28 protein-coding genes are annotated in these 25,573 nt (G+C 46.4%); 26 read left to right on the forward strand and 2 right to left on the reverse strand.

Features of this window, described 5'->3' with window-relative positions; genetic code table 11:
- Nucleotides 1-79: 79 nt before the first annotated feature.
- The 4 genes from EHQ17_RS07455 to EHQ17_RS07470 all read left to right on the forward strand — a co-directional run bounded on the left by EHQ17_RS07455 (nucleotide 80) and on the right by EHQ17_RS07470 (nucleotide 3,732).
- Nucleotides 80-631: a cob(I)yrinic acid a,c-diamide adenosyltransferase gene (locus EHQ17_RS07455; protein ID WP_135594126.1), complete on the forward strand. Its 552-nt coding sequence runs from the start codon at nucleotides 80-82 to the stop codon at nucleotides 629-631.
- Nucleotides 607-1,911, forward strand: coding sequence for a peptide MFS transporter (locus tag EHQ17_RS07460; protein ID WP_135594128.1), 1,305 nt, complete (start codon nucleotides 607-609; stop codon nucleotides 1,909-1,911). Before EHQ17_RS07455 ends, EHQ17_RS07460 begins: the two co-directional genes overlap by 25 nt.
- A gap of 67 nt (nucleotides 1,912-1,978) precedes the next feature.
- Nucleotides 1,979-2,371, forward strand: a complete 393-nt coding sequence (locus EHQ17_RS07465) for an iron chaperone (protein WP_135594130.1) — start codon at nucleotides 1,979-1,981, stop codon at nucleotides 2,369-2,371.
- 77 nt (nucleotides 2,372-2,448) lie between these two features.
- Entirely contained in the window at nucleotides 2,449-3,732 is a 1,284-nt protein-coding gene (locus EHQ17_RS07470; protein WP_135594132.1) for a C40 family peptidase, read from the forward strand.
- A gap of 345 nt (nucleotides 3,733-4,077) precedes the next feature.
- Here EHQ17_RS07470 and EHQ17_RS07475 read toward each other — a convergent pair whose 3' ends face one another.
- Together EHQ17_RS07475 and EHQ17_RS07480 are read right to left on the reverse strand one after the other, a co-directional pair.
- Nucleotides 4,078-4,635, reverse strand: a complete 558-nt coding sequence (locus EHQ17_RS07475; protein ID WP_135594134.1) for a DUF1564 domain-containing protein — start codon at nucleotides 4,633-4,635, stop codon at nucleotides 4,078-4,080.
- Between the two features lie 113 nt (nucleotides 4,636-4,748).
- Nucleotides 4,749-5,372, reverse strand: a complete 624-nt coding sequence (locus tag EHQ17_RS07480) for an LON peptidase substrate-binding domain-containing protein (RefSeq protein ID WP_135594246.1) — start codon at nucleotides 5,370-5,372, stop codon at nucleotides 4,749-4,751.
- A 54-nt stretch (nucleotides 5,373-5,426) separates the two neighbouring features.
- On the opposite strand from EHQ17_RS07480, the gene rfaE1 reads away from it, so the two are divergent.
- From rfaE1 to rplS, 22 genes are all read left to right on the forward strand, one after another.
- Entirely contained in the window at nucleotides 5,427-6,440 is a 1,014-nt protein-coding gene (rfaE1, locus tag EHQ17_RS07485) for a D-glycero-beta-D-manno-heptose-7-phosphate kinase (RefSeq protein WP_135594136.1), read from the forward strand.
- Nucleotides 6,437-6,916: a D-glycero-beta-D-manno-heptose 1-phosphate adenylyltransferase gene (rfaE2, locus tag EHQ17_RS07490; RefSeq protein WP_135594138.1), complete on the forward strand. Its 480-nt coding sequence runs from the start codon at nucleotides 6,437-6,439 to the stop codon at nucleotides 6,914-6,916. Before rfaE1 ends, rfaE2 begins: the two co-directional genes overlap by 4 nt.
- Before the next feature lie 100 nt (nucleotides 6,917-7,016).
- Entirely contained in the window at nucleotides 7,017-8,633 is a 1,617-nt protein-coding gene (locus EHQ17_RS07495) for a CTP synthase (protein WP_135594140.1), read from the forward strand.
- Between the two features lie 2 nt (nucleotides 8,634-8,635).
- Nucleotides 8,636-9,499, forward strand: a complete 864-nt coding sequence (kdsA, locus tag EHQ17_RS07500) for a 3-deoxy-8-phosphooctulonate synthase (RefSeq protein ID WP_135594142.1) — start codon at nucleotides 8,636-8,638, stop codon at nucleotides 9,497-9,499.
- Nucleotides 9,500-9,511: 12 nt separating this feature from the next.
- Entirely contained in the window at nucleotides 9,512-10,093 is a 582-nt protein-coding gene (gene lptC, locus EHQ17_RS07505; protein WP_135594144.1) for an LPS export ABC transporter periplasmic protein LptC, read from the forward strand.
- The gene (locus EHQ17_RS07510) at nucleotides 10,090-11,466 is read left to right on the forward strand and encodes an LptA/OstA family protein (RefSeq protein WP_135594146.1); all 1,377 of its coding nucleotides are present in this window, start codon (nucleotides 10,090-10,092) and stop codon (nucleotides 11,464-11,466) included. Before lptC ends, EHQ17_RS07510 begins: the two co-directional genes overlap by 4 nt.
- Before the next feature lie 9 nt (nucleotides 11,467-11,475).
- Nucleotides 11,476-12,201 (forward strand): LPS export ABC transporter ATP-binding protein, encoded by a 726-nt coding sequence (gene lptB / locus EHQ17_RS07515; RefSeq protein WP_167881217.1) that lies wholly within the window; start codon nucleotides 11,476-11,478, stop codon nucleotides 12,199-12,201.
- Entirely contained in the window at nucleotides 12,198-13,619 is a 1,422-nt protein-coding gene (gene rpoN, locus EHQ17_RS07520) for an RNA polymerase factor sigma-54 (RefSeq protein ID WP_135594148.1), read from the forward strand. Before lptB ends, rpoN begins: the two co-directional genes overlap by 4 nt.
- Nucleotides 13,620-13,622: 3 nt before the next feature.
- Nucleotides 13,623-14,588, forward strand: a complete 966-nt coding sequence (gene hprK, locus EHQ17_RS07525; protein WP_135594150.1) for an HPr(Ser) kinase/phosphatase — start codon at nucleotides 13,623-13,625, stop codon at nucleotides 14,586-14,588.
- On the forward strand, nucleotides 14,560-14,823 hold the full coding sequence (locus tag EHQ17_RS07530; RefSeq protein ID WP_135594152.1) for an HPr family phosphocarrier protein: 264 nt from the start codon (nucleotides 14,560-14,562) through the stop codon (nucleotides 14,821-14,823). Before hprK ends, EHQ17_RS07530 begins: the two co-directional genes overlap by 29 nt.
- 18 nt (nucleotides 14,824-14,841) lie before the next feature.
- Nucleotides 14,842-16,632 carry an LIC_11548 family sensor histidine kinase gene (locus tag EHQ17_RS07535; RefSeq protein ID WP_135594154.1) on the forward strand — a complete coding sequence of 597 codons (1,791 nt, stop codon included), beginning with the start codon at nucleotides 14,842-14,844 and terminating at the stop codon, nucleotides 16,630-16,632.
- A 6-nt stretch (nucleotides 16,633-16,638) separates the two neighbouring features.
- A complete protein-coding gene (locus EHQ17_RS07540) occupies nucleotides 16,639-17,985 on the forward strand; it encodes a sigma-54-dependent transcriptional regulator (RefSeq protein WP_135594156.1) in 1,347 nt (448 codons plus the stop codon).
- A complete protein-coding gene (locus EHQ17_RS07545) occupies nucleotides 17,978-18,820 on the forward strand; it encodes a hypothetical protein (protein WP_135594158.1) in 843 nt (280 codons plus the stop codon). Before EHQ17_RS07540 ends, EHQ17_RS07545 begins: the two co-directional genes overlap by 8 nt.
- A complete protein-coding gene (gene priA, locus EHQ17_RS07550) occupies nucleotides 18,817-20,760 on the forward strand; it encodes a replication restart helicase PriA (RefSeq protein ID WP_135594160.1) in 1,944 nt (647 codons plus the stop codon). Before EHQ17_RS07545 ends, priA begins: the two co-directional genes overlap by 4 nt.
- Before the next feature lies 1 nt (nucleotide 20,761).
- A complete protein-coding gene (gene fmt / locus EHQ17_RS07555) occupies nucleotides 20,762-21,709 on the forward strand; it encodes a methionyl-tRNA formyltransferase (protein WP_135594162.1) in 948 nt (315 codons plus the stop codon).
- Complete coding sequence (locus EHQ17_RS07560) at nucleotides 21,706-22,701, forward strand: PASTA domain-containing protein (RefSeq protein ID WP_135594164.1); 996 nt, start codon at nucleotides 21,706-21,708, stop codon at nucleotides 22,699-22,701. The genes fmt and EHQ17_RS07560 overlap by 4 nt, the downstream gene beginning before the upstream one ends.
- Complete coding sequence (rpe, locus tag EHQ17_RS07565; protein WP_135594166.1) at nucleotides 22,698-23,345, forward strand: ribulose-phosphate 3-epimerase; 648 nt, start codon at nucleotides 22,698-22,700, stop codon at nucleotides 23,343-23,345. The genes EHQ17_RS07560 and rpe overlap by 4 nt, the downstream gene beginning before the upstream one ends.
- A gap of 121 nt (nucleotides 23,346-23,466) precedes the next feature.
- On the forward strand, nucleotides 23,467-23,733 hold the full coding sequence (rpsP, locus tag EHQ17_RS07570; protein WP_002176633.1) for a 30S ribosomal protein S16: 267 nt from the start codon (nucleotides 23,467-23,469) through the stop codon (nucleotides 23,731-23,733).
- Nucleotides 23,733-23,963 carry a KH domain-containing protein gene (locus EHQ17_RS07575; RefSeq protein WP_135594168.1) on the forward strand — a complete coding sequence of 77 codons (231 nt, stop codon included), beginning with the start codon at nucleotides 23,733-23,735 and terminating at the stop codon, nucleotides 23,961-23,963. The genes rpsP and EHQ17_RS07575 overlap by 1 nt, the downstream gene beginning before the upstream one ends.
- Nucleotides 23,956-24,486, forward strand: a complete 531-nt coding sequence (gene rimM / locus EHQ17_RS07580) for a ribosome maturation factor RimM (RefSeq protein WP_135594170.1) — start codon at nucleotides 23,956-23,958, stop codon at nucleotides 24,484-24,486. Before EHQ17_RS07575 ends, rimM begins: the two co-directional genes overlap by 8 nt.
- Nucleotides 24,476-25,144, forward strand: a complete 669-nt coding sequence (gene trmD, locus EHQ17_RS07585) for a tRNA (guanosine(37)-N1)-methyltransferase TrmD (protein ID WP_135594172.1) — start codon at nucleotides 24,476-24,478, stop codon at nucleotides 25,142-25,144. Before rimM ends, trmD begins: the two co-directional genes overlap by 11 nt.
- Nucleotides 25,141-25,569: a 50S ribosomal protein L19 gene (rplS, locus tag EHQ17_RS07590; RefSeq protein ID WP_135594174.1), complete on the forward strand. Its 429-nt coding sequence runs from the start codon at nucleotides 25,141-25,143 to the stop codon at nucleotides 25,567-25,569. The genes trmD and rplS overlap by 4 nt, the downstream gene beginning before the upstream one ends.
- The last annotated feature ends 4 nt before the right edge of the window (nucleotides 25,570-25,573 follow it).

The raw sequence follows: 25,573 nt of genomic DNA on the forward strand, positions 1-25,573 counted from the left end.
CCTTTTCATTCCGTCCCCGTTTTTTCATCGTTTGCTGGTATTTTGTCTCTTCTTTTGAAGGATGGAAACTCGTTTTATTATGAAAATTTATACGAAAAAAGGGGACGGCGGACAAACTTCTCTGGCCAACGGATCCAAGGTTTCCAAAGCGGATGTCCGCGTGGAACTGTACGGAACCGCGGACGAACTCAACTCTACGATCGGTGTAGTTAGGTCCTTTTTGGAAACAACGTCCGAGCTCCATTCTCCGTTGGAAACGATTCAAAATCTTTTGTTCGAATTGGGCTCCGAGTTGGCGGGATTCAGAGCGAAGGAGGATTCCTGCATTCTGCCGGAGGACGTTGTGTTCTTGGAAACGGAAATCGATCGTATGCAGGAACGTTTGACTCCTCTGAAAAAATTCATCCTTCCGGGAGGCTCACAAGCCGCTTCGTTTTTACATATTTCGAGAACGGTTTCTCGAAGATTGGAGAGGGAAATGGTGCGCGCCAAAGAAAACGGGCTGGAAATCCTTTCCTCTCCTATGATTTTTATGAATCGTCTTTCGGATTACTTTTTCGTCTCCGCACGTTATGCGAACTTGGAAAGGAATATTCAGGAACCGTTATGGACGTCGAGAGCAAAAACCTGAATTCTCATCCCAAATCGCTTCCGATTCTGTTTCTTACGGAAATGTGGGAACGTTTCAGCTTTTACGGAATGCGCGCCTTGCTCGTTCTTTTTCTGACCAAGGTCTTTCATTATTCCGACCCTCTCGCCAATCGAATCTACGGGATTTATATCGGCTTGGTCTATCTCACTCCTTTGATCGGCGGATATCTCGCCGACCGTTATCTCGGTTTTAAGACCTCGATTTATTTAGGAATTACCCTCGTCCTTTTCGGACATTTGAGTCTCGCATTCGAAACCAAACCGTTTTTCTTTTTCGGTTTGGCGTTGTTGATCCTGGGAATCGGTTTTTTTAAACCGAATATCTCTACGGTTATGGGTAGAATCTATGACGAAGAAAACAAAAATCATATGCGTGATTCGGGTTTTACCGTGTTTTATATGGGAATCAATCTCGGCGGATTTTTAGGACCTATTTTTTGCGGGTATTTTACGGATTCTTTCGGATGGGGATACGGCTTCGGAGTTGCCGCCTTCGGGATGTTATTCGGAATCCTCGTTTTCATTTTCGGCCAGAAATTCTTTTCGGAGAACGTATTCCAAGCCGGTAAAAGGAATAAACTACGAAGTTCGGAGAATTCTCATCCTCTCACCAATGAGGAGAAGGACCGAATCGTCGTGATTTTTATCTTCACTGCGTTTATGATCATTTTTTGGAGCGTTTTCGAACAAATCGGTTCGTCCATGAATCTGTTCATCGATCGTCACGTGGATCGAAATCTCTTCGGCTATTCGATTCCCACGCCCTTGTACCAATCCCTCAACCCTCTTTTGATCCTAATCTTTGCTCCGGTTGTCGCGATTTTCTGGACCGAACTCGCGAAACGAAATTGGAAACCGGACACTTCGACTCGATTCGCATTAGGATTTTTGATTTTAGGTCTGGGTTATTCCGTTTTGGTTTTTGCGACGAGCGACTATAGATTCGGAAATAAAATCTCCTCCTTTTGGCTTTTGTTGATGGTAACCTTGATTACGATCGGAGAATTGTTCACTTCCCCGGTAGGACTTTCCTTGGTCACGAAATTGGCCCCCTTACATCTTGGCGGTCTTTTGATGGGAATCTGGTTCATATCCAGTTTTTTCGGAGGAATTTTAACGGGCGAATTGGCGGGTCTCATGAACAAAGGGAGTTTTCCCGAATTTTTCGGAATTTTCGCGGGACTCGCTTTTGCCGGTAGCCTGGTTTTATTTTTAGCTAGAAAAAAACTGCAGAGTTGGATGCACGGGGGAGACCGATAGGATTGGGGTTCGAATATTTTGATCCCGAGAATTATAATATACTTATTTTTGAATATTCTAAATTTCTATGAAACATAGCCCAACCAACATCAACTCCATAGACGAATACATCGGAATGTTTCCCGGAGAAGTGAGTGCAATTCTTTCTAAGCTGAGAGAAACCATCCGCGCGGCCGCTCCGAATGCTGAGGAAAAGATCAGTTATCAAATTCCGACCTTTTTTTTAAATAGGAATCTCGTCCACTTTGCCGCTTTTAAACGACATATCGGCTTTTATCCGGGCGCGAGCGGTATCGCCAACTTTGAGAAGGAATTGAGCGGGTATAAAACGGCTAAGGGTTCGGTTCAGTTTCCCATCGAAAAACCTCTGCCGCTTTCGTTGATCCGCAAGATCGTTCGATTTCGGGTAACCGAGGAAAAAACGCGCGTCTCCAAAAAGAAAACTGTAAAACGGAAGTAAGGAAGAGGCATTTCCTTTCTTTTTTCGTGGATCGAAGTAATATTAGAAATTCATTGTAAATTAGAATACGAGGCGATATGTTTCAAGGATACGTAGTTTCTCTTTTGTTGTTCTTTTCGGCAGTGTTTGCTCCGAATCTTTTTGCTGATCCGTTTTCCGATCTGCTCAAAGAGGATTTCGAAGCGGGGCAAACTTTGTTGATCCGCAATTCCGTCTTTCAAAAGTTAGGCCGGAGATCCCAGGATCCCAAAGTGACAGAAATTACGAAAAACACGATTCCTTGGGCGATTTTAGAAGGGCTTTCGCCGGAGGCGGTGGCCGACTTGATCGTAAATCAATATTACGTTTCTCTTTCGGGAATGCGGTTCACGGACGCGGAGGATGCGATTCCTCTTCTGACAAAGCAGAAACTTTCCGAAAAAGACTTTGCGCTCGTCTCGTTGTTCGTTAAGGAAACGGGAAAAGCGGGAATCCGCGAAGAGATCAGAAACGTATTTTTATCGACGGCGCTCAAATCACGGTGGGACGGATTTTCCATTTTAGCCGGGGGAAGGGCTTTGATCGCAGGTAAATACGCCGGAATTCCGGAAAACCGTCTCGCGTCCCGGATTTTGAGTCTTCTTCCGAGCAAAGGAGGTGTTTCTCCTTTCGAAAAAACCGATTCCGCATTTAGACAATCGATTTACTTCAATCCGTCAAACGAGCGTTATACGATCGCTTCGGAATTTCTCGCCCAACTTAGGTCGATTCATTCCGGCACAAAAGGCAGATCCTCGGAAACATGGACGGCCTCACTTTCTTCCGCCCGCGCCTTGGACGAAACTTTGGATTCCGCAGGCGAGATCGTAATCGGCGATCGTCCTAAGTTCGGTTTCCAGGAGAACATCCCGGATCCACCCCTGGTGCCGGAGGTGGAACCGGACGCACCTTCGATTCCAGAAAAGAGCGGTTGGGAAACATTAAATTCTTCTAATTTATTTAAGGTTGTAAAGGAATGGATCGGAACTCCTTATTATTGGGGAGGGACCTCGAAAAAAGGTGTGGACTGTTCCGGCTTTACGTTCAGTTCTTTGACGGATACAAGAGTCGGAGTTCCTTCTAAGATCGTTCCTCGGGTTGGCAGAGAACAGGCTAAGTCGGGAAGCGCGATTTCACACAATCAGCTGAGGGCAGGTGATTTGATCTTTTTTTCCGCTTCTCCCAATCAAAACAAAATTACGCACGTTGGTCTTGTCATTTCGGATAAGGAGTTTGCGCACGCTTCTTCGACGAGAGGAGTGGTGATCGACAAGATTTCCATGAAATGGTGGGTGGATCGATACGTCACGTCTAGGCGGATTTTTCAAAAAGTAGTTCCGTGATTTTCTCCGCAAAGTTCGACCGGAACGAAACGATCTTTGTTTTGCGGTTAGGAAACTATGCGAGCGGATGCGATGGGAGCAGGAGCGCCTTTGTATTTTTATTGACCTCTGTTCATCGGATTTTCGAAAGAAGAAAATCCGTTTTTGTCACCGGTCGGCGTTTTTGGCTTGAGAGTCGGAGGAGTTTGGTTGTGTAGGAAACGATCGATTGTCAATCCCTGGATGATAGAAATATATTCCTTTTTTATCATATGCGCAGAGGAGTTTCGATTGGAATCGGGGAGTCGATGCTGCTCGATTTGAGGAATCCGCGAAAAAAGGGTTCGAAGGGTAAAGACAGGAGATTTAGTTTTCTAGTTCCTCTTCCGTATACCGATCCCCAGGATTGGAAACGTAAAATGAATGTTCCGGTTCGCACCGTAACCTGCGGATGATTTCGTTATTGGTTAAGTCGAGGTGCAAAATATAGCTGTATGACTTGTGAAATGTTGGACCTCCTTCATTCAAGATATCTACGATAGAATTCCCGATCCCGACCTCCTCCAACCACAACAGATAATTAAAAAGAAAACAGCGAGAAACCCCGTGGGCTTGAGCCAAAACTCCAAGCAAAGCCCAACTTCCCGTATCCAGTCGAACATTCAACCGTTGCAAAGAATCCATCCCGGAGCTCGACGACTGATACGTCGTTTTTCCGGCCTTTTTCCCCAAACGATCCGCGGAAGTTAAATACTTACCATAAACCTGCAACAATCTAGGGATCCGTTTCGCCATGTATTTCCGTTTCGACTCACCCAATTTGAGCCAAGTCGTTTTCGGAACAAGCAAGGTCACAACCTCCGTTTTATCTTCCCGAAGTTTTGATCGAATCTCTCGAGCCGAATTTAAAAGTAAAGTTCCCATAACGAAGTCGGTTCCCCAGGTCGTTCGATCGTTTCTTAAAAAACGAAAAGACTTAAAAATTATCTAAACCGAAGGGGAATTTTTTCGAAATCGTTAGGAACCGAGGGAACAATTCATTCTTTCAGATTCAATTCTTCGACGATGTTCATCAGAATTTTCATCTTCTCCATGGGATTCGGATCCACGAGTATTTCCTGCTTTTTGGAAAATTCAAAATTGAGAATGGATGCGATGAAATCGATGGGGAAGGGATGTGTGACGAGTTCGTTCATTCGCAAAATCAAATCTTCGCCGGCGCCCTCCGACAATAGGATTCGTTTCGTCAAAAAAAGGAGCCTTTCAAAATCTTTCTTAAAATCCGCGTCGCGAAGATATTCGAAATCCGGTTCGAGCTTTTGGATCCTGGCAACTCGAAACGGTTCCATGGTTTCGTAATCGATGAGTTTTGCGATTCCCTTTCCTTCCAAAAGAATATTCGATCTTCCGTCCGGCAACGGATCCCGACGAATGATTTTTCCCCATCCGAATACCGTTTCGATTTCCGGGTGTTTGGAATTGGTTCGTGATTTTGCGGAGAGGATCGGGGCTACGGCCAACTCCTCTCCCGATTCCATACAATAATCCAACATCAGTCGATAGCGAGGTTCGAAAATATGAAGAGGTAGATATGTCCCTGGAAAAAGAACGATTTCCGGCAAAGGAAAGATGGGGACAGTAGTGGTTGACACGGGAAGGATACTATAACTGCTTAGAGAGAAACCGTAAATCAAAATCCCAAGGCTCGGTAGAATTTGTATTATTTGGACAGAAATCGTTTTCAAACTTCCACACAAAATCTGAAGAATCTCAATATCATCGTAATCGGAGACTTCATCTTGGACGAGTATCTCATCGGAGAAGTAAACCGCATTTCTCCCGAAGCTCCGGTTCCGGTCGTATGGGTTCGTAAGGAAAAAATTACTTTAGGGGGAGCGGGGAACGTGGTCAAAAATCTTTCCTCGCTTGGAGTCAAGTCCGTCGTTCTTGGTCGAGCGGGAAAAGACGAAAAGGCAAATATCCTCCTCGAACTTTTGTCCCGGGAAAATTCGGATTCGGAAAAAAATTTTTTAATACGGTCCGAGTCGGTTCCCACGATTCTCAAAACGAGAGTCATCGCCGGTCATCAACAGGTTTGTAGAATCGATAAGGAAGAACTCAAACCGATTTCGAGGGAAGAAGAGGATTCTCTTTTGACCGCTTTTTCGGAAAGAATCGATTCGGCGGACGCGGTCATCCTTTCCGATTACGATAAAGGAACTCTTACTCCTCGGATCATACAGGAGGTTTCCAAACTCTGCAAAGAACGCGGTAAGATCGTAACCGTCGATCCGCAAGTCAGTCATTTTTTTCTCTATCACGGGGTCAGCATTCTGACTCCCAATCATCACGAGGCGGGAAAAGCGCTGGGACGAAAATTGGAAACGGATTCGGAAATTCTAAACGCCGCGGAAGAAATCGTTCAAAAACTTTCCTGTCCTTCTCTCATGATCACGAGAGGCGAAAAGGGAATGAGCTTATACGTAACTTCTAAAAAAGAAATCTATCATATACCCACCGTCGCCCAAGAAGTGTTCGACGTAACCGGAGCGGGAGACACCGTAATCAGCGCCTATACCGCATACCACGCCGCCGGCCTAAACGAATTAGACGCAAGTGTGGTTTCCAACGCGGCGGCTGGAATCGTAGTCGGAAAACTGGGCGCAGAAACGGTCTCCCCAGACGAACTACAACGATCCCTTTCCGATCGAGGAACGTTTTCGGCGTGACGGATCTTCGAAACAACGTCGTTCCTTGGGACAAGGTTTCCGAAACCGCGGATCGGCTACGTTCCGAAAAGCGGATCGTTTTTACCAACGGCTGTTTCGATCTCGTTCACAGAGGACATCTTACGTATCTTTCCCAAGCCCGGGAGCTCGGGGATTTCCTTTGGGTGGGAATCAACTCGGATGTTTCCGTAAAACGGCTCAAAGGAGAACAAAGACCGGTCGTTTCCGAGGACGATCGCGCCATTCTTTTGTCCAACCTGCGATTCGTGGACGCGGTAACGATTTTTCCGCAGGACACGCCGCTCGAATTGATCCGCCTCGTCAAACCCGCGATCCACGTCAAAGGAGGGGATTATTCCGTGGAAGATCTTCCGGAAACTCCTCTGGTTCGCCAATTCGGCGGAGAAGTCCGGATTCTGCCGTTTGTACCAGGAAACTCCACCTCGCTGTTGATCCAGAAAATCCTGAAACTCTAAAACGAACCCATGCCTCATTTTTGGAGACAGAATTCTTAGAAATTCCTGTTTGAATTTCTGGAAACTCCCAGAACTCTGTTCTGAAAGGCGGGAATGGAAGTTGTCGAGAACTAAGTTTATCTTTGTAACCGGAGGGGTAAGTTCCTCCCTGGGAAAAGGAGTCACCGTAGCGGCTCTTGGTTGTCTTTTGGAAAGTCGCGGTTATTCCGTTTCCCTCCAAAAAATGGACCCGTACATCAATATCGATCCTGGTACGATGAGTCCGTATCAGCACGGGGAAGTTTACGTCACAGCGGACGGCGCGGAAACCGATCTGGATCTCGGTTACTACGAACGTTTTACGCATTCCAAACTGACCCGAAAAAATTCCGTATCCACCGGACAAATTTATAATACGGTCATTCAACGCGAAAGAAAAGGGGATTATCTCGGGCGCACCGTACAAGTGGTTCCCCATATCACCAACGAAATCCGTAACCGGATGTACATCGTCGCCCGAGAGGAAAATCCGGATTTTATTATCGTCGAAATCGGGGGAACGGTCGGCGACATCGAATCGATTCCGTTCTTGGAGGCGATCCGTCAGATGCGGTACGAACACGGAAATTCAAACGTATTGTTCGTCCACCTAACGCTGGTCCCTACGATCACCGCGGCCGGAGAGGCCAAAACAAAACCGACACAACATTCCGTCAAAGAATTACTCGGACTCGGAATCCAACCCGACATTTTGGTTTGCCGGGTTTCCCAACCGATGACAAAGGAAATGAAAAATAAACTTTCCCTCTTTTGTAACGTGAAGGAAGAAAACGTAATCTCCGCGAGCGATATCTCCACATCCATCTACGAAATTCCTAAAATGTATAAGGAAGAAAAACTGGACGAGGTCGTTCTCAAAACCATGGGAATGGAACTTAGAACCTCCGACTTCGACGAATGGGACACGATGGTGAAGGGACTTCTCTCCACCAAAGAAATCGTACAGATCGCGGTCGTAGGGAAATATATTTCTCTACAGGACGCGTACCGTTCCATTTACGAAAGCCTTTCCCACGGAGGAATCGCGCATAACGCGAAAGTGGAATTCGTCAAAATCGATCCGGAAAACCTGGATAAGGAAAACGTGATCGACTCTCTCAAAAACGTTCACGGAATCTTGGTTCCCGGCGGATTCGGGGACCGGGGAATCGAAGGAAAAATTCTCGCGATTCAACACGCAAGGACCAAAGGAATTCCCTTTTTCGGAATCTGTCTCGGAATGCAATGTGCCGTCGTGGAATACGGGAGAAACGTTCTGGGACTCAAGGACGCCAATTCGACCGAAATCCGACCCGATACGGAAAATCCGGTGATATCCCTTTTGGAAGAACAAAACGACATCGAGCAGATGGGCGGAACGATGCGTTTAGGTTCGTATCCCTGCAAAATCAAAAAGGATACTCTTGCATACGCGGAATACAAATCCGAATCGATCCACGAACGTCATCGTCATCGATTCGAATTCACCAATCGATACAGGAAACAATATGAGGAAAACGGAATGGTAATCGCGGGCACTTCTCCGGACGACAACCTCGTGGAAATCGTCGAAATCCCCCAGCACGCCTGGTTTATCGGAGTTCAATTTCATCCGGAATTTCAATCCAAACCGACGGCTCCTCACCCTTTATTCGCTGGATTTATCAAAGCGGCCGTGAAATACTCTAAAAAAGGATAACGATGAAAGACAATACCTGCAGCAAACGGGAATTTCTCGGAGGAGCCAAAATCGGCGGAGACGAACCCTTCTTTCTGATCTCCGGCCCCTGCGTCATGGAAAACCGGGACTTACTCGACCGAGTCTGCGCGGAGATGATCGAAATCTGCGCTGAACTCAAGATTCCCTATATCTTTAAAAGCAGCTTCGACAAGGCAAACCGTTCCTCGGTCAACTCCTATCGCGGCCCCGGACTTTCGGAAGGCATTCGAAATTTGGAATATATCAAAAACAAATACAACGTCCCCGTTCTCACCGATATCCACGAAACGAGTCAGATCGCTCCTCTGAAGGACGTGATCGACGTGTATCAGATTCCCGCATTTTTGTGCAGACAAACCGACCTCATCGCAGAATCGGCAAAAACGGGAAAATGGGTGAACGTCAAAAAAGGCCAATTCCTCGCACCGGCCGATACGCGTCATATTCAGATTAAAATGAAAGAATCCGGAAACGATAAATGTCTCGTTACGGAAAGAGGAACCTCCTTCGGGTACGGGAATCTGATCTTCGACGGAAGAGCGGTTCCCATCATACACGGATTCGACATTCCCGTCGTATTCGACGCGACCCATTCCGCACAACTCCCGGGCGCCGCCGGAAACAGCACCGGCGGACAAAGGGAATTTATTCCGAGTGTTTTGCGTTCGGCTGTTTCTCTCGGGATCGAAGGGATTTTTATGGAAGTTCACCCCGATCCGGAAAAGGCACTTTCCGACGCGACCACACAATATCCCTTGTCGCAAATCAAAACGCTTCTGAAGGAAATGGTCGGTCTGGATCGTTACGTCAAAAAAGAAATTCTGGCTTCCAGAAGCGGATCATAATATTATAAAGTTATGAAACGTCCCCATTCGTTTCGAAGTCGGATTTTTCTCATTTCCTCTTTCATTCTTTGTGCACCCGTTTTGACCGATTGCAGGAAGACCAACTACGAACGTGTGGAAAAAGAGAGGGAAAGCGGCGCTTCGGTTTCTATTCGAAACTTCAAACGGACCGCTTATGATCAGGAAGGAAAACTTCAATGGGAACTCAAAGCTCAAGAATCCTACGTATACGTAAACGAAAATAAAACGATCTTCTACAATATCGATTTCGATCAGTTTGAGGACGGAAAATTCAAATCGAAACTTCTCGGAGAAAAAGGGGAAATCAATCACAAAACCCGTTTGATGACTCTGGAAGGAAAAATCTTTCTTCGCACCAACGACGACAAAACCCTGAACGCGCGCGCCATGGAATACAACATGGATACCAAAAAGCTGATTTCGGATTCCGAAGTGACCGTCAGCGCGGATGGAACCACGATCCACGGAGTCGGTCTGCGGGCGGATAAAGATCTGAATAAATTCACGATTCTGCGACCGACGGCGGTGACGCGGGGCGGAACCAATCCTCTCAAAGCGGCAGATTCGAAATGAAACCACGTCTTCGTATTTTTTTGCGCGTATCGTTTGTTCTTTTGATCGTCTCGGCCCCGGCAGTATATTCCGGAAACGTAAAACCTCCGTTTCCGATCGGAAGTGAAACCGCCGATCGCAAGTTCCTGGAAATTCCGGATCAAACCGAAAAGAAAGAAACCGGGCCCAACTTTCCGACTCTCTGGGGAGGATCCGCTCTGACCCAAGAGGAAAAAACGATCTCGGGTCTAAAAGTCACCACGTTCAGTCTGGAAGGAGGCGCCTGGATCCAGCACAAAAAGGTAAAACTTTCGGCCAACCAGATCGAGGTCTACGGAAAAGACGCGTTTAAGGGATTTTTGCGAGGAGGGGTTCTCGTACAAGACGGTGACAACGGAGTTACTCTCAAAGCAGGCACGGGTGAATACGACAAATTCGAGGAAAAAATTTATATCAAAGACAGACCGCGTTTGTTTCATACGGACAAAAGCGGAGCTAAGACGGTTATCTCCGCGACGTTTATAGAAAGAAACCTTTCCAAAAAGACGACGTTCCTAAAAGAGAACGTGGTTATCGCACATCCGCAAATCACCATTCTATGTAAGGAAGCGGTATTCGAAGAGGAGGAAGATAAGATCACCACCGATCCGGACCCGATCCTCATCGCGAACGATAGATACCTGACGGGAAATCGACTCACGTTTTATACGAACGAAAACAAGGTGGAACTTTTCGGCAACAGCGTATTGTTCCAAAATTATACGGACACGGAAAAGATAGAAACTAAGGATCCGAATAAAACGGAAGAAAAGACGAAACGCGAAGTCCGTAGAATCGCGATTCTCAAAGGAGACAAACTCGTAAGTGATAAGGACGAAAGCGGAGAAACGAGAGTGGGTCTTTATGGAAACGCCAAAATCTTTCGTCACAGAACGAAAATGGAAGCCGAAAAGATGATCAGCTACGGAAAAAATTCGACGAAGATAGAAGCTCGCAACAACATCACGATACACGACCGTGAAAACAGACTGATCCTTTCCGGGAATGTCCTTGACTACTATAAAAACGAACAATACATTCATTTGACCGATTCCGGTAAAATCGATTTTCTTGATAAAAGCTCGGAGAACGTAACGAGTACGATGACCGCCGTGGAATTCGAACGTTTTATGGATAAGAACGAAACGGTAATACGGGGAAACGTTCTGATCGAAGGAAAAGATTCTTCCGCAACGGGAGAATACGCGACCTATTTTGAAAAAGAGGAAAAAGTGTATCTTGAGGGAAATCCTACGTTGAAAAAAAACGGCAGAGACATTCATGCGGGAAGAATCATATTCTTTCCTCGTGAAGGACGCGCCCTTTTGACCGACGGAATCGTTCCCGGAAAGTGAATTAGAATTATGAGTAAAACCTTCCGAATGGAAAACCTGGTCAAGGTCTACAACAAAAGAAAGGTCGTGGACGGAGCCAGTTTCGATATCAAAAAAGGGGAAGTAGTCGGTCTGCTCGGACCGAACGGGGCCGGTAAAACGACTTCCTTCTATATGTCCGTCGGTTTTGTCAGACCCGATTCCGGAAACGTTTATATAGACGGTCAGGACGTGACCGAATCTCCGATGCATATCCGAGCGAGACTCGGAGTAGGTTATCTCGCACAGGAAGCGTCCATCTTCCGCAAACTCACCGTCGCGGAAAATCTGGAAGCGATTTTGGAAACGATGAAACTTTCCAGAGCGGAGATCATACGACGTCGGGACGAACTTCTCATAGAACTGCAGATCATGCGCGTCGCCAACCAGAAAGGTTACACTCTTTCCGGCGGAGAAAGAAGACGTTGTGAGATAGCCAGAGCCTTAGTCACCAATCCCGACTTTATTCTGTTAGACGAACCGTTCGCTGGTGTGGATCCGATCGCGGTCAAGGACATTCAAACCGTGATCCAGTCCTTAAAGGAAAGGGGATTGGGAATTTTGATCACCGATCACAACGTTCGCGAAACCTTAAAGATCACCGATCGAGCCTACATCATGTACAGCGGTAGAATTTTGATTTCCGGTTCCACACACGATCTTGTGAACGATCCGGAAACCAGAAGAATTTATTTGGGTGAGGATTTTACGCTGTGAATCTCAGTCAGTCACTGGTTCAAAAACAAACCCAGAAACTGGTGATGACGCAGGACTTACGTCAGTCCATAGAACTTCTTCCCTTATCCACACTCGAACTCGGAGATAGGATCAGTTCCGAACTCGTGGAAAACCCGATGCTCGAAGAGGAATACGCTTCCGAACGAAACAGAACACCCGACCTCTACAGTCGGGACGATTTAAGAAGGAAGGAAAAAAACGACTTTCTCAAAAACTCGGATGTGACCTGGCAGGATAATTTTTCCCTCGATCGGGGAGGTTCCGCCGGTTCCGACGCGTCGGATCGAAACCAAAAATACATAGAATCCTCCCCGGAAAAAAGTTCCTTGTCGGAGCACCTTCTCTGGCAGCTGCGTCTTTCCAATTTAAAACCGGACGAAATATCCATCGGAGAGATTCTGATTTCTCTGTTGGACGATCACGGATTCATCACAGTAGGAATCCAAGATCTTTGTGCGGAAATGAAACTGAACGAAAAAAAGGTACACAAAGTTTTGGAACAAATCCATCGTTTGGATCCGATCGGAATCGGCGCCAAAGGCGTGGAGGAAACCCTTCTGATTCAGGCGAAAATCCTAAAACCGGAAGATAATAAACTGCATACTCTCATTCGGGATCATATCAAAGACCTGGAAAAACTGGATTACAAAACCATCTCCAAAAAAATGGAACTCCCTTTGGAAACGGTGGAATCGCTCGCTTCCGAAATCAAAAAGCTGGAACCTTATCCGGCGACGCTTTATACCGCGAACAAACCCGACTACGTCATACCTGACGTCATCGTAAGGGAAGTGGAGGGGGAATTCGACATCTATATCAACGACGAATGGATTCCCCGACTGAAAATCAATAAAGAATATAAGAATATTCTAAAAAACGCAAAGGACTCCGACAAGGAATACATCAATTCAAAGTTAGGCTCCGCGGAATGGCTCATCCGTTCCGTAAACCAGAGAAGACAAACCCTGTTCAAGGTGACTTCCGCAATCATCGAAATGCAGACCGAATTCTTTCGTAAAGGAATTCAATTCATCAAACCACTTACGTTAAAAGACATCGCCGAAAAACTGGACATGCACGAATCCACCGTATCCAGAATCACCTCCAACAAATACGTTCAAACCTCCCGTGGTATTCTGGAACTAAAATGGTTCTTTTCCTCGGGAGTAAAGTCCGCGGAAGGCGGAATCGAATCCTCCAAAAAGATCCACGACCTCATCCGAAATCTGGTGAAAGAGGAAAAATCGGAAAACCCTCTCTCCGATCAGGAAATCGTCGAAGCGATCGGGAAACAAGGAATCGAAATCGCCAGAAGGACCGTTGCCAAATACAGAAAGATCCTCAAAATCCTTCCTTCTAACCAGAGAAAAAAAGTAAAGTCGTTGGAGTCGAGATAAATCATGTCCATGCCCGGAATCAACGTTTCGAATATTCTCAACGAACACGAAGAGTTGGGTCTGCGTCTTCTCGCGGGAGAAAAGGGACTTACCAATCGGATTCACATGTCCGAGATCAATCGACCCGGTCTTTCCCTTACCGGTTTTTACGAAAACTTCGCACACGATCGGATCCAGATTTTCGGAAAAGGAGAATGGGCCTTTATTTCCTCTCGAACCCCGGAGGCCCTCGAACAGATCGCGGCCAACTTTTTCGGATTTCATCTCAACTGCATCATTTTCACACACGGAAATATGCCTCCCCCTATCTTCGTCGAAAATTGCGAACGACTCGGAATTCCGCTGATGATTTCGGACGTTTCCACACACAAATTCATAACTCTGATCTCCGGAATTCTGGACAGAAGTCTGGCTCCGAGAACGATGCGACACGGAGTTTTAATCGAAGTGTTCGGGATAGGAATCCTTCTTTCCGGAAAAAGCGGAGTGGGTAAAAGTGAAACCGCTTTGGAATTGATCGAACGGGGACACCGACTCGTGGCCGACGACATGGTGGAAATCCGCAGGCTTTCCGAAAGTTATCTGATCGGAACCTGTTCCGATCTTCTTCGTCACCATATGGAGATCAGAGGATTAGGGATTTTGAATATTAAGGATATTTTCGGAATCGGCTCCGTCCGCGATCACAAACTCATCGAACTGATCATTCATCTCGAGGAATGGACGGAAGACAAGGACTTCGATCGGACGGGTTTGGAAAATCCCACCGAAGAATTGTTAGGCGTTCAAATTCCTCTGATTCGAGTGCCGGTTCGTCCGGGAAGAAACATCCCGATCATCGTGGAAACGGCTGCTATGAACCAACGTCTGCGCAAACTCGGTAAAAACGCGGCTCAGGAGTTCAATCAAAAGCTAAGTCAACATCTACAGCAGGGTAAAGGTGAAAGAAATTCTCCTCAAAATCAATGAAAACGGGACCGGTATGCACGCCCGACCCGCATCCGTATTCGTAAACTGCGCGTCCAAATTTCCCTGCGATATCATCGTAATCAAAGAGGACGTGGAAGTGAACGGTAAAAGTATCATGGGATTGATGATGCTCGCTCTCGCACCCGGAAACGAATTCAGGATACAAGCCTCCGGAGAAAAAGAGGACGAGGCGTTGGAAGCCTTGACCAACATAGTCAATAACGATTTCGTCTAACGGATTTCCGTTCGAACCATGAACGACGAAACCAGATATCATCTACGTGACCTTCTTATCCTAGGATTGATCATCGTATTGTCCGTCACCTTAGCGGAATCGATTCAACTTTCGGGGAGGGAGACGGACCCCGAAGGGATAGGATTTCTCGATAGGATCGTAGTTTATATCTTCTACTTCATTCCCCTATTTTCTCTTTCGTTGTTGATATCGTATTTTTACAGGAACAAACGGAATTTAGAGACCGGAAGACTCAAAAGTTCGATTCGATATCGCCTAACGTTATCCTTTATTTTCGTAGCGCTTCTCCCTTCTGTTCCAATCCTTTTTCTTTCTTCGAACGTCACCGGAAAGTTATACGAACGTTTTTACGGAATCGACGTAGAGGAGGCGCTCGCATCGGGGGAAACCCTGATATCAAACGAAGAAGAACCCAAGAAAAAACTCCTCGCGGAAAAGACCAAAGTGTTGGAAAATTTTTTGAGGTTTCAACCAGCCAACCTCGAAGCCCTTGTAGCGCTCGCGTCCAAACTCAACCTCATTCAGAGCGACGAGTTTTACGTGGGCATTTACGAAAACCAAAAGCAGATTTTAGAAAACCGAGGTTTAAAATACAGACCGCTCGATCATGAATTCAAGTCCTTCTCGAAAAATTCCGACTGGAAGGATTTCTTAAGCTACCGACCGGACTATTGTATGTATTTCATCCGAGTCCCTTTTCCCATCGGGGAATATTCGCTTCGCACCGGAATCCGAATCCACAAAGGCGAAGAAAGGATCGTTTATTCCCTCATATCTACGAGAAGAAACTACGACCGCGCCGATCTCGCGAAGGAAAAACTTCCGTATCGAATTCGTCTAACGTTCAGCGTCCTTACCGTGTCGATTTTTCTTTTGGCGATTTATTTCTCCCTTCTTTTCGCGAGAAAAATTTCGAGACCGATCATAGAACTCGCGAACGCTACTCAAAAAATTTCCATGGGGGACACGGATATTACTCTGGAAATCCGCGAAACCGGAGAAATAGGGGCGCTCATCGATTCCTTCAACCAGATGGTGCAGGATCTGAAATCCAAAAACGCGGAACTGATGCAGAGTCAACGGATCGCCGCTTGGAAGGAGGTTGCACAAAGGATGGCGCACGAAATCAAAAATCCATTGACCCCGATCCAACTTTCCGCGGAAAGGATCAGAAGAAAAATGCAATCGGAAAATTGGGAGCAGTTCCAGGAAATCGTCACGAACGGAACGGATACGATCATCAAACAGGTGAGAGTATTGGAACACCTAGTAAACGAGTTCTCCGATTTCGCGAGAATGCCCGCTCCGAAATTGATCAACCAGAATCTGGAACCCATATTACAGGAAGCCGTAAAACTTTTCGAACACACTCCTAAATTACATATCACCACACGCATCGCCAAGGGTTTTCCTCAGTTGTTTCTGGATCAGAAGATGATTCTTCGCGTATTCACGAATCTCGTAAAAAATTCGGTCGAAGCGATAGAACGAAAACGTGAAAAGGAGGAGGATCCCGAATTCGAAGGATCGATTCTGATTTCGGCTTCGATCACGAGAAAAATCATGAGAAGGGTAGCGATCATCACGGTCGAAGACAACGGAATCGGAATTTCCGTAGAGTTAAAACAGAAGGTATTCGAACCCTATTATTCCACCAAAAACAACAACACTTCCGGAATCGGTCTCGCCATCGTTCAGAAAAGTGTGATTGACCACAACGGGCATATCTCCGTAGATTCTTCTAACATGGGCGGTTGTCGATTTCAGATCGAACTACCGATCTCTTAAACTCGAATGAAAATTCTCATCGCAGACGACGAGCCGGAAATCAGAAAATCCTTAAAGGAAATTTTGGAGGACGAAGGATACGAGGTGGAAACCTTTGCCACCGGTAAAACGTTGTTAAAACATCTACGCGTCGAACGGCCCGCGCTCATTCTTCTCGACGTTTGGTTGGGCAAGGAAGACGGAATCGCCGTCTTGGACGAATGTAAAAAACTATATCCCACTCTTCCGATATTGATGATTTCCGGTCACGGAACGATCGAAATCGCCGTCTCGGCCACAAAAAAAGGCGCCGCCGACTTTTTGGAAAAACCTCTTTCCATAGAAAAAGTATTAGAAGCGGTGGATAACGTCCTACAATCGGACGAAAAAAAACAAACCTCCGATATTAAATTAGAATATGATGAAATACTAGGAAACTCTCCCGCGATACAGAAAGTGAAATTTGCGATAGCCCAGGCGGCGGCGACGAACGCGAGGGTTTTTATCTACGGAGAAAACGGAACCGGTAAAGAACTGGTCGCCAAAACAATATTCAAAAATTCTAAAAGAGCCCATCAACCGTTCGTCGAAATGAATTGCGCGGCGATTCCGGAAGAACTCATAGAATCCGAACTTTTCGGGTTCACAAAAGGAGCTTTCACCGGTGCGACGGATGCCAGGATCGGAAAGTTCGAAGCCGCCAACGGAGGAACCCTTTTTTTGGACGAGATCTGCGACATGTCTCTTTCCACACAGGCCAAGGTGTTGCGGATCTTACAGGAGCAAAGATTCGAAAAACTGGGAAGCACCGAAACGATCACGGTGGACGTCCGAATCATCGCGGCCACAAACATACCGGTCGAAGAGGCGATTCGGGAAGGGAAATTCAGGGAGGATTTGTATTATCGTTTGAACGTGATTCCGATCACGATTCCTCCTTTGCGCGAGCGCACTTCGGATATCCCGCTTTTGGTCGATTATTATATATCCAAAACATTGGAGGAAAACCGTCTTCCTGCGAAAAAAATAGAATCGGAAGCGGTTTCCATACTTCAAAATCACTTTTGGCCGGGAAACATACGAGAACTTAAGAATATTATGGAACGCTTATGTATCATGACCGTAGGCACCGTCATAACTGCGAACGACGCACGGGACGCCCTCACAGGTTTTAAACGAGCGAACGAAATGGTGGAACTGGGGGATTTCCGAAAGGCCAAAGAGGAATTCGAGCGACAATATATCATAAAAACCCTACAAACCAACGAGGGGAACGTTACTCGCACTTCCCGTGTGCTCGGGATAGAACGCTCCCATCTTTATAGAAAGATGAAGTCTTTGAACATTTCTTCGGATCAATATACGGATGGATAAACGCGTTTTAACCGATCTTACGAGGATCTTGGGGTACTTGAAATTCCTGATCCAAAAGAAAAGGATTCCAGTCCTTCAATTTTCGGGGGAAAAACCTCCGGAAACTTCCGAACTCGTATGGACAGAGGAAGAGTGGAATTCCACTTCCGAAAACGATCTCAAACTCGAATCCGAAGGAATTCAAATCCGTAGACCGGCCCGCGCAGCCGAGCGCAATTTCACATGCAAACTGTGTACGGATCGAATCAGCGCCGTACGCAACTTCCTCGTCAAAGGTAGAAAACCTATATTAGTACTTCATTATACAGGCGAGATCGCACCCGGAAGACCGGCGTTTACGAAAACTTCGCCCGATCAAATCTTTAGAACCAAGGAAGCGGAGGATCTTTTCGACAGAATGATCCGAAAACAATTCGGTTTCGGTCACCGAGAGTTTTATTATCAGGAGTATCCCGCCTGCGTATTCGCCCATACTAAATCGAACGCGAACGACTGGAAACTTAGAACTGAAAAATGCGAAACACAGGTAAAGGAGACGATCGACTCCGAAAAAATACGTGGAATCATACTTTTGGGAACGAGTGCGATCGCGGTTTACGGGAAAGAAAAGGCCATTGAAATGATGGGCCGAACCCTCGAGTTTCTCCCGGGAATTCCTATGGTTGTATTACGTTCTCCCGAGGCGATCGCGGCCGTGGAAACGAAACGGAGGAATTTCAAAGGGAATAAGGAATCCTTCGAATTCGAAACGATCAAAAAAGAGGAAGTCTCCGTCAAAGAAAGTATACTTTCGCAACTCGCTTTGTTTCAGGAAAAACTCAAGGACTCACTTTGATCCTGTACGCGGAAGTCGCATTCGACCTTCCTTTGGAGGAAGATACCTTCACCTACGAAGTTCCCGAAGACACACAACCGGGAGTAAGGGTCCTCGCCAAATTAAGAAATCGGGATGAAGAGGGGATCGTAGTCTCCGTTCATCACAACGAGCCCGCCTATACGGTGTTAGCCGTTCAAAAAGTGATCGACAAAACTCCGATCGTTCTACGGGAACAGATCGATCTGGCGTATTGGATGAAGGACCAGTACGTCGCTTCCCTCGGAGAGTGTATCCACAAGATGATTCCGGCAGGAAGAAGACAGGTCAAACTGGAAGCGTTTCCTTCCGACGCTGAAGGAAAACCGGTCACGTTAAACGAAGAACAGAATGTCGCTTATCAAAGAATCGTTTCCACGTTAGGCAAAACCTCGGTTCATCTACTCTTCGGAATCACGGGTTCCGGAAAGACGGAGGTTTATATCCACCTGATACGAAAAACGCTCGAAACACCCGGACGTTCCGCGATCCTTCTCGTTCCCGAAATCAGCTTGACCTTTCATATCATCCGAAAATTGGAATTGATTTTCCCCGGACAACTCGCGGTGCTTCATTCGGCGCTTAAGGTTTCCGAAAAATTCAAAGCGTATAACGAACTGTTGAGCGGCAAAAAAAGGATCGCCGTCGGGACTAGAAGCGCCGTTTTTGCTCCGGTTTCCAACCTGGGTCTTATCATCATAGACGAGGATCACGACTCTTCGTTTAAGGAACATTCTAGTCCGAGATATCACGCGCGTCAAGTGGCGATGCAAAGATGTAAAACGAACGAAGCGGTTCTCGTCTTGGGAACGGCTACACCTTCCCTGGAGATCTACCATTTAGCCAAAGAAGGAAAGATACATCTGCATACGCTCACAAAAAGACCGGAAGGCGTTCAACCGCCCGCTGTGCGAATCGTGGAAAATCAAAGAGAGTCTAACGTGCTCAGCTCCGAACTTTCCTTTGCGATCAAACAGAGATTGGATAAAAAGGAACAGGTAATTCTCCTTTTGAATCGAAGAGGTTATAGTCCGCTGATTTATTCCCCCTCGACTTCCTCCTACGTTCCTTGTCCGAACTGCACGACCAACCTTTGTTATCACAAAAAGGGGACCGCGATCTGTCACCTCTGCGGCCATACGGAAACCTTGGTTTCCTTGGAAAAAAGAATGGGGGAAACCTTGACACTCAAAGGAACGGGAACCCAAAAGTTGGAAGAGAATCTTTTGGAAGCCTTTCCTCAAACGAGGGTGGAACGACTGGATCAGGATTCGATCCAGGATCGAAGTTTGTTAAACGAAGTCATTTCCCGTTTACTCGCGGGAGAAATCGACATTCTCACCGGAACGCAGATGATCGCGAAAGGACTGGATGCGTCCCAGGTTACGCTCGTAGGAGTGTTGAATGCGGGGATAGGCCTCGGACTTCCCGATTTTCGGGCCAACGAACGTGTGTTTTCCCTTTTGACTCAGGTCGCGGGAAGGGCCGGGCGATCCAAACTCAAGGGAGAAGTATTGATCGAAACGAACGCGCCCGATCATCCGGTTATTCAAATGGCGACCACACAAAACTATATTAAATTTTATGAATCCGAAATCAAAATAAGAAAGGATCTTTTTTATCCTCCGTTTTCGAGGCTCATACGGATCGTCTCTCGTTCCAAGGAGGAAGGCCTTTCCCTCGAAACGATCGAGTCGGTGTTCGTAGTTCTCAAAAAATTTTTTCCTTCCAAGGACACGATCCTACTCGGACCGGCGCCTTGTCCCTTTTATAGGATCGATTCCAATTTCAGGAATCATATCATTCTCAAAACGTCCTCCTTGAACGTTTGGAGAGAAATTTTAAAAAAAGAAGTTCGTCCTCTGAAACTCTCCAAAAAAGTGTATCTGGAAATCGATTTCGATCCTTTGGATTTGGTGTAACATGAAACTCGGCTATTTCGGAACCCCGGAACATTCCGCAAAACTTTTGCAAGCTCTGCTCGATTCGGATCTCGCTGAGGTGACCTTCGTGGTCACGAATCCCGACCGAGCCAAGGGAAGGAGCAAAATTCCGGAACCGAGTCCCGTAAAAAAAATCGCACTCGAACACGGACTTCCCGTCTTCCAATACGAATCGATCAAAAAGGAAAAAGAAAAAGCGCTCTCCGACATCGGTTCCTTGGAAGCTGAGTTGTACGTAGTATTTGCGTACGGTTCGATTCTTCCGAAAGAAGTTTATGCGCACGCGCCGTTGACTTCGATCAACCTACACGGCTCCTTGTTACCGGATCTACGCGGCGCGTCGCCCGTTCAAACCGCGCTTTGGAGAGGATATACGAAAACCGGGATAACGATCCAATACATCGGAGAAAGGATGGACGAAGGTGATGTCCTTCTCACAAAAGAAATCGAAATTTCCCCCGAGGACGACACGGGAACTCTGATGGATAAAATCACGGAGGCGGGGATCGAATCGATTCTACAACTTTTGCGGAATTACGACGGAAAACCGTTTTCCGCGACTCCGCAAAATTCGGCTTTCGCCACGTATTGCGGAAAAATCAAACCGGAGGATCGGATTTTAGATTGGAACTTGAACGCGGAGGAACTCCACAACCGGATTCGAGCCTTGTATCCGGACGCCGTGGGAACTACCACGTTCCGGGGTAAACGACTCAACATTCTAAAAACGAGAACCTCTGCCTTAGAGGCGGAAGCGGATCCGCGACCGGGCAGTTTGAAACGGTTGGACAAAAAAGGCCTTCTTACGCAGTGTGGTGATGGTAGATTTCTGGAAATTCTGGAATTACAACCGGAAAATAAAAACAGGATGTCTGCATCCGATTTTCTCAACGGTTCCAGAATCCAAGAAGGGGAAACATTCGGGTGAATCAGGAACAAATCAAGGAAAAGTATCTTCCGATAGGAGGTTACGTCTTATTCTTAGCGGCCGGTCTTCTTATATTTTTCAGCGCCGCGTTCTTAGTGGTTTTCGTCAGAACCAAAAGTACCGCAAAAATCATCGTTCCCGATTTGGTCGGCAAGTCCTATCCCGAAGTTCACAACGAACTCGGTCGTCTTCAATTGAAGGTACGTCTGGAAACGAAACGTTATCCGGATCAAACGGACGGAATTATTTTGTATCAATCCATTCGTCCCGGAAGGGAAATCGAAGCCGGAAGTAAAATCGTCCTTACGGTCAACAACGGACTCGATCGACTGGTAGTTCCGGACGTCCGAGGACAATCCATCGATTCCGCCAGAGCCAATCTTCAAAAAGTACTTTCCGGAGATACCTACGTGGACCTTCAAATCGGCGGAATCACGTACATCGAACCGGAAGGAGATCAGCTTCCGAACACAGTCATCGATCAAATTCCCGAGCCGGGTAAAAATGCGACGGCCCGAGAAAAAGTTTTTTTGCTCGTGACCAAGGCTCCGAGCAAAACGAAAGAGGAATTTTCTCCAACTTCATTTCAAGGAGCGTCGTTTCCCCTCGTTCAAAAAAGCCTCACTCGATCAGGAGTAAAAAGCCGGGTAGAAGAGGTGGTCCAGACGAGGGTTCGATCCGAAAACGGATTGGTACAATCGGCGCGTTTAGAAGGAGAAGAAATCCGATTTAAAGTATATTACTTCGAACCGGAACTGTCCGTGGAAAGCGGTTATGAACTTTTTTCCTATGAAATCGGAGACAACGGAGACTACAAAGCGGTTCTCAAATCGGAAACGAAACAGGAAACCGACGTGCTCACGTTGCCCGTTCCGTTCAAAGATGGAGAAAAATTCCAAACGGTCTTTTATAGAAAAGGAAACGTAAAGTTGACTCTTTTGGACTCGGCCGATTCCAAGATAAAATCCAAATCCTACGAGAGCGAACTTTGAAAATTTCCGCATCCATTCTAGCCGCAAAACTCACCGAATTAGGATCTACCGTTCCCGCTTACGATCCGGCCGCCATCGATCTCATGCATATGGACGTTATGGACGGAAATTTCGTCCCTCAGATCAGTTTTGGAGAAGCTCTCTGCAAAGAGGTGCGTGGATTGACTCCGATTCCTTTGGATGTACATTTGATGGTTTCCAAACCGGAAAACCATGTCGCAAAATACTATGAACTCAATCCGTATTGTATTACGTTTCATATCGAAACCACGGACTTTCCGGTTCGTTTGGCACAGGAAATCAAAAACAACGGAGCCAAAGTCGGAATTTCCCTAAATCCCGGAACCCCCGTTTCTTCTTTGGAAACCGTTTTACCGTATGTGGATCTGATTCTTTTGATGACCGTAGAACCAGGATTCTACGGACAAAAATTCATCGTGAACGGAATGGAAAAAATCCGAAAGGCGAAGGAGTGGATCGGCTCCCGTCCGATCGAACTCGAAGTGGACGGCGGAGTCAACGAGACCAATATTCAAGAATTGAAAAAAAACGGAGTGGACATCGTCGTCGTCGGAGCGGGTCTTTACAAAACCGGAACACCCGTGGAAAACGCGAAAAAACTCAAGACCCTCGTTTCGAATTGATCCTACAATCCCTCCGTTTTCTTGACAGAGGGACATATTGCACAATATTGGTAAAAATCATGCATTCTTTTTCGAACCTTTGCGTTTCGAAATCGTAGAATGAAAAAAGGAAAACGATCCCTTGGTAAAGCTTAGATTACAAAGAACCGGAACCAAACACGATCCTCATTATAGAATTGTCGCCGCCGACAGCAGAGCTCCGAGAGACGGAAAATTCGTGGATATCGTGGGACATTACCATCCGGCGCAAATCAAAGAGCAGACTACGTTCAACAAAGAAAAAATCCTTACTTGGCTGAAAAACGGCGCGCAACCAACCGGAACGGTTTTAAACCTTTTCAAAAACGCCGGAATCTGGGCCGAATACAAAACAACTCTTAAAAAGTAATGGAAGAATTGCTGAAGTACATTGTTGCTTCTCTGGTTGAATTCCCGGATGAAATCGTAATTCGGGAAATCGAAGGGGACGAACAAAACATCATCGAACTCAGAGTTTCCCCGAAAGACGTGGGAAAAGTCATCGGAAAAAACGGAAGAATTGCGAAATCCTTACGCGCGATTCTCACCGCAGCTTCCGTAAAAGCGGGCAAAAACTTCTCCTTAGAAATCATTGACTGAGGAGTGGATTTCACTCGGTCAATTGGGAAAACCCTTTGGTCTCAAAGGGTTTTTGCGTTTGAACGTTCGAGAAACCGTTCTCAGCGAAATTGCCCTGCCCATAGATCTCCGACTCAAAAAACCGGACCCACAATTTCCGGAAAAAAAAATCCAGCTTCTCGAAATTCAAAAACATTCCGGAAAATTTATCGTTCGGTTGGATGGAATTACAACTCCGGAAGAAGCGGAGCGACTCGTAGGAGCCACTCTTTTTCTTCCCAAACGAATGCTTCCGAATATTTCCGTCCCGGATGAATTTTACGTCTCCGATCTGATCGGATTACGGGCCCGGAATGAATCCGGTCAACCTTTAGATTGGATTCTCAAAGACGTCCAAGAAAATCCCGCTCATGAAATTTTAGTTTTCTCCAGACCGAATCAGGAGGACGTTTTGGTCCCGTTTGTAGGCGCTTTCGTGGGAACGATCGACTTAAAACAAAAAACGATTCTTCTGATTCAACCGGAGGTTTGGGATGAAATTTAATTTTATCACCTTATTCCCCGAAAAAATCCGTTCTTACTTCAACGAGGGCTTGCAACAAAAGGCGATCGAATCCGGAGTTTTTTCCGTGAATGTAGTACAACTTCGCGATTTTTCAGGAAACAAACACAATCGTGTAGACGACACAATCTACGGGGGAGGCCCGGGAATGTTGTTGCGCGTGGAACCGATTCACAAAGCACTTTTGCATTTGGGTGAGGAAAAAGGAACGGTGATTTTAACCTCTCCCTCCGGAATTCCATTCCACCAAGGGATCGCCACTCAACTCAAAGAAGCCGGAAAACCGATCACGTTCATTTCCGGATATTATGAAGGCGTAGATCACCGAGTCGCGGAACATCTAGTTGACATGGAAATGTCCCTTGGAAATTATGTATTATCTGCCGGGGATTTGGCAAGCATTTGTATAGCGGATGCAGTGTCCAGACTTCTTCCGGGTTTTTTAGGGGCAGGGGAAAGTCTTTTGGATGAATCCCACAACCTTCCGGATATCTTAGAATATCCGCAGTTTACGAAACCTTCGGAATACAACGGATGGAAGGTTCCTGACGTCCTTCTGAGCGGAAATCACGCTTCGATTTTGGCGTGGCGGGAACAAAATAGAAAAAAGATCGACCCGGATCGAGAGAGGAAATTATGAATCAACTTTTAAGAGAAGTTTTAACATCCGACGCGGAAAGAAAACAGAATTTTGCAGTGGGCGATACTGTGAAAGTTCATTACAAAATCGTAGAATCCGGAAAAGAAAGGGTTCAGGTTTACGAAGGTGTCGTCATTTCCATCGCCAATGAAGCGAACGGAAAAACCTTCACGGTTCGTCGTGTTTCCTATGATATCGGTGTAGAAAGAATTTTTCCTCTCTTTTCTCCCAGAATCGCAAAGATCGAACTGATCCGTAAAGGAAAGGTAAGAAGATCCAAACTTTATTACCTCCGCAGCCTCGCCGGGAAAGCGGCTCGTATCAAGGAGCTCAAAGGTGGTAAAGCCCTTGTGAGCGAGGACAGAAAAAGACAACTTCAGGAAAGCGCAGCAGCGACAAAAGCGGCGACTCCGGCGGCAGAATAATCCG

Origin of the sequence: Leptospira gomenensis (assembly GCF_004770155.1) — a bacterium.
Taxonomy (GTDB): Bacteria; Spirochaetota; Leptospiria; order Leptospirales; family Leptospiraceae; genus Leptospira; species Leptospira gomenensis.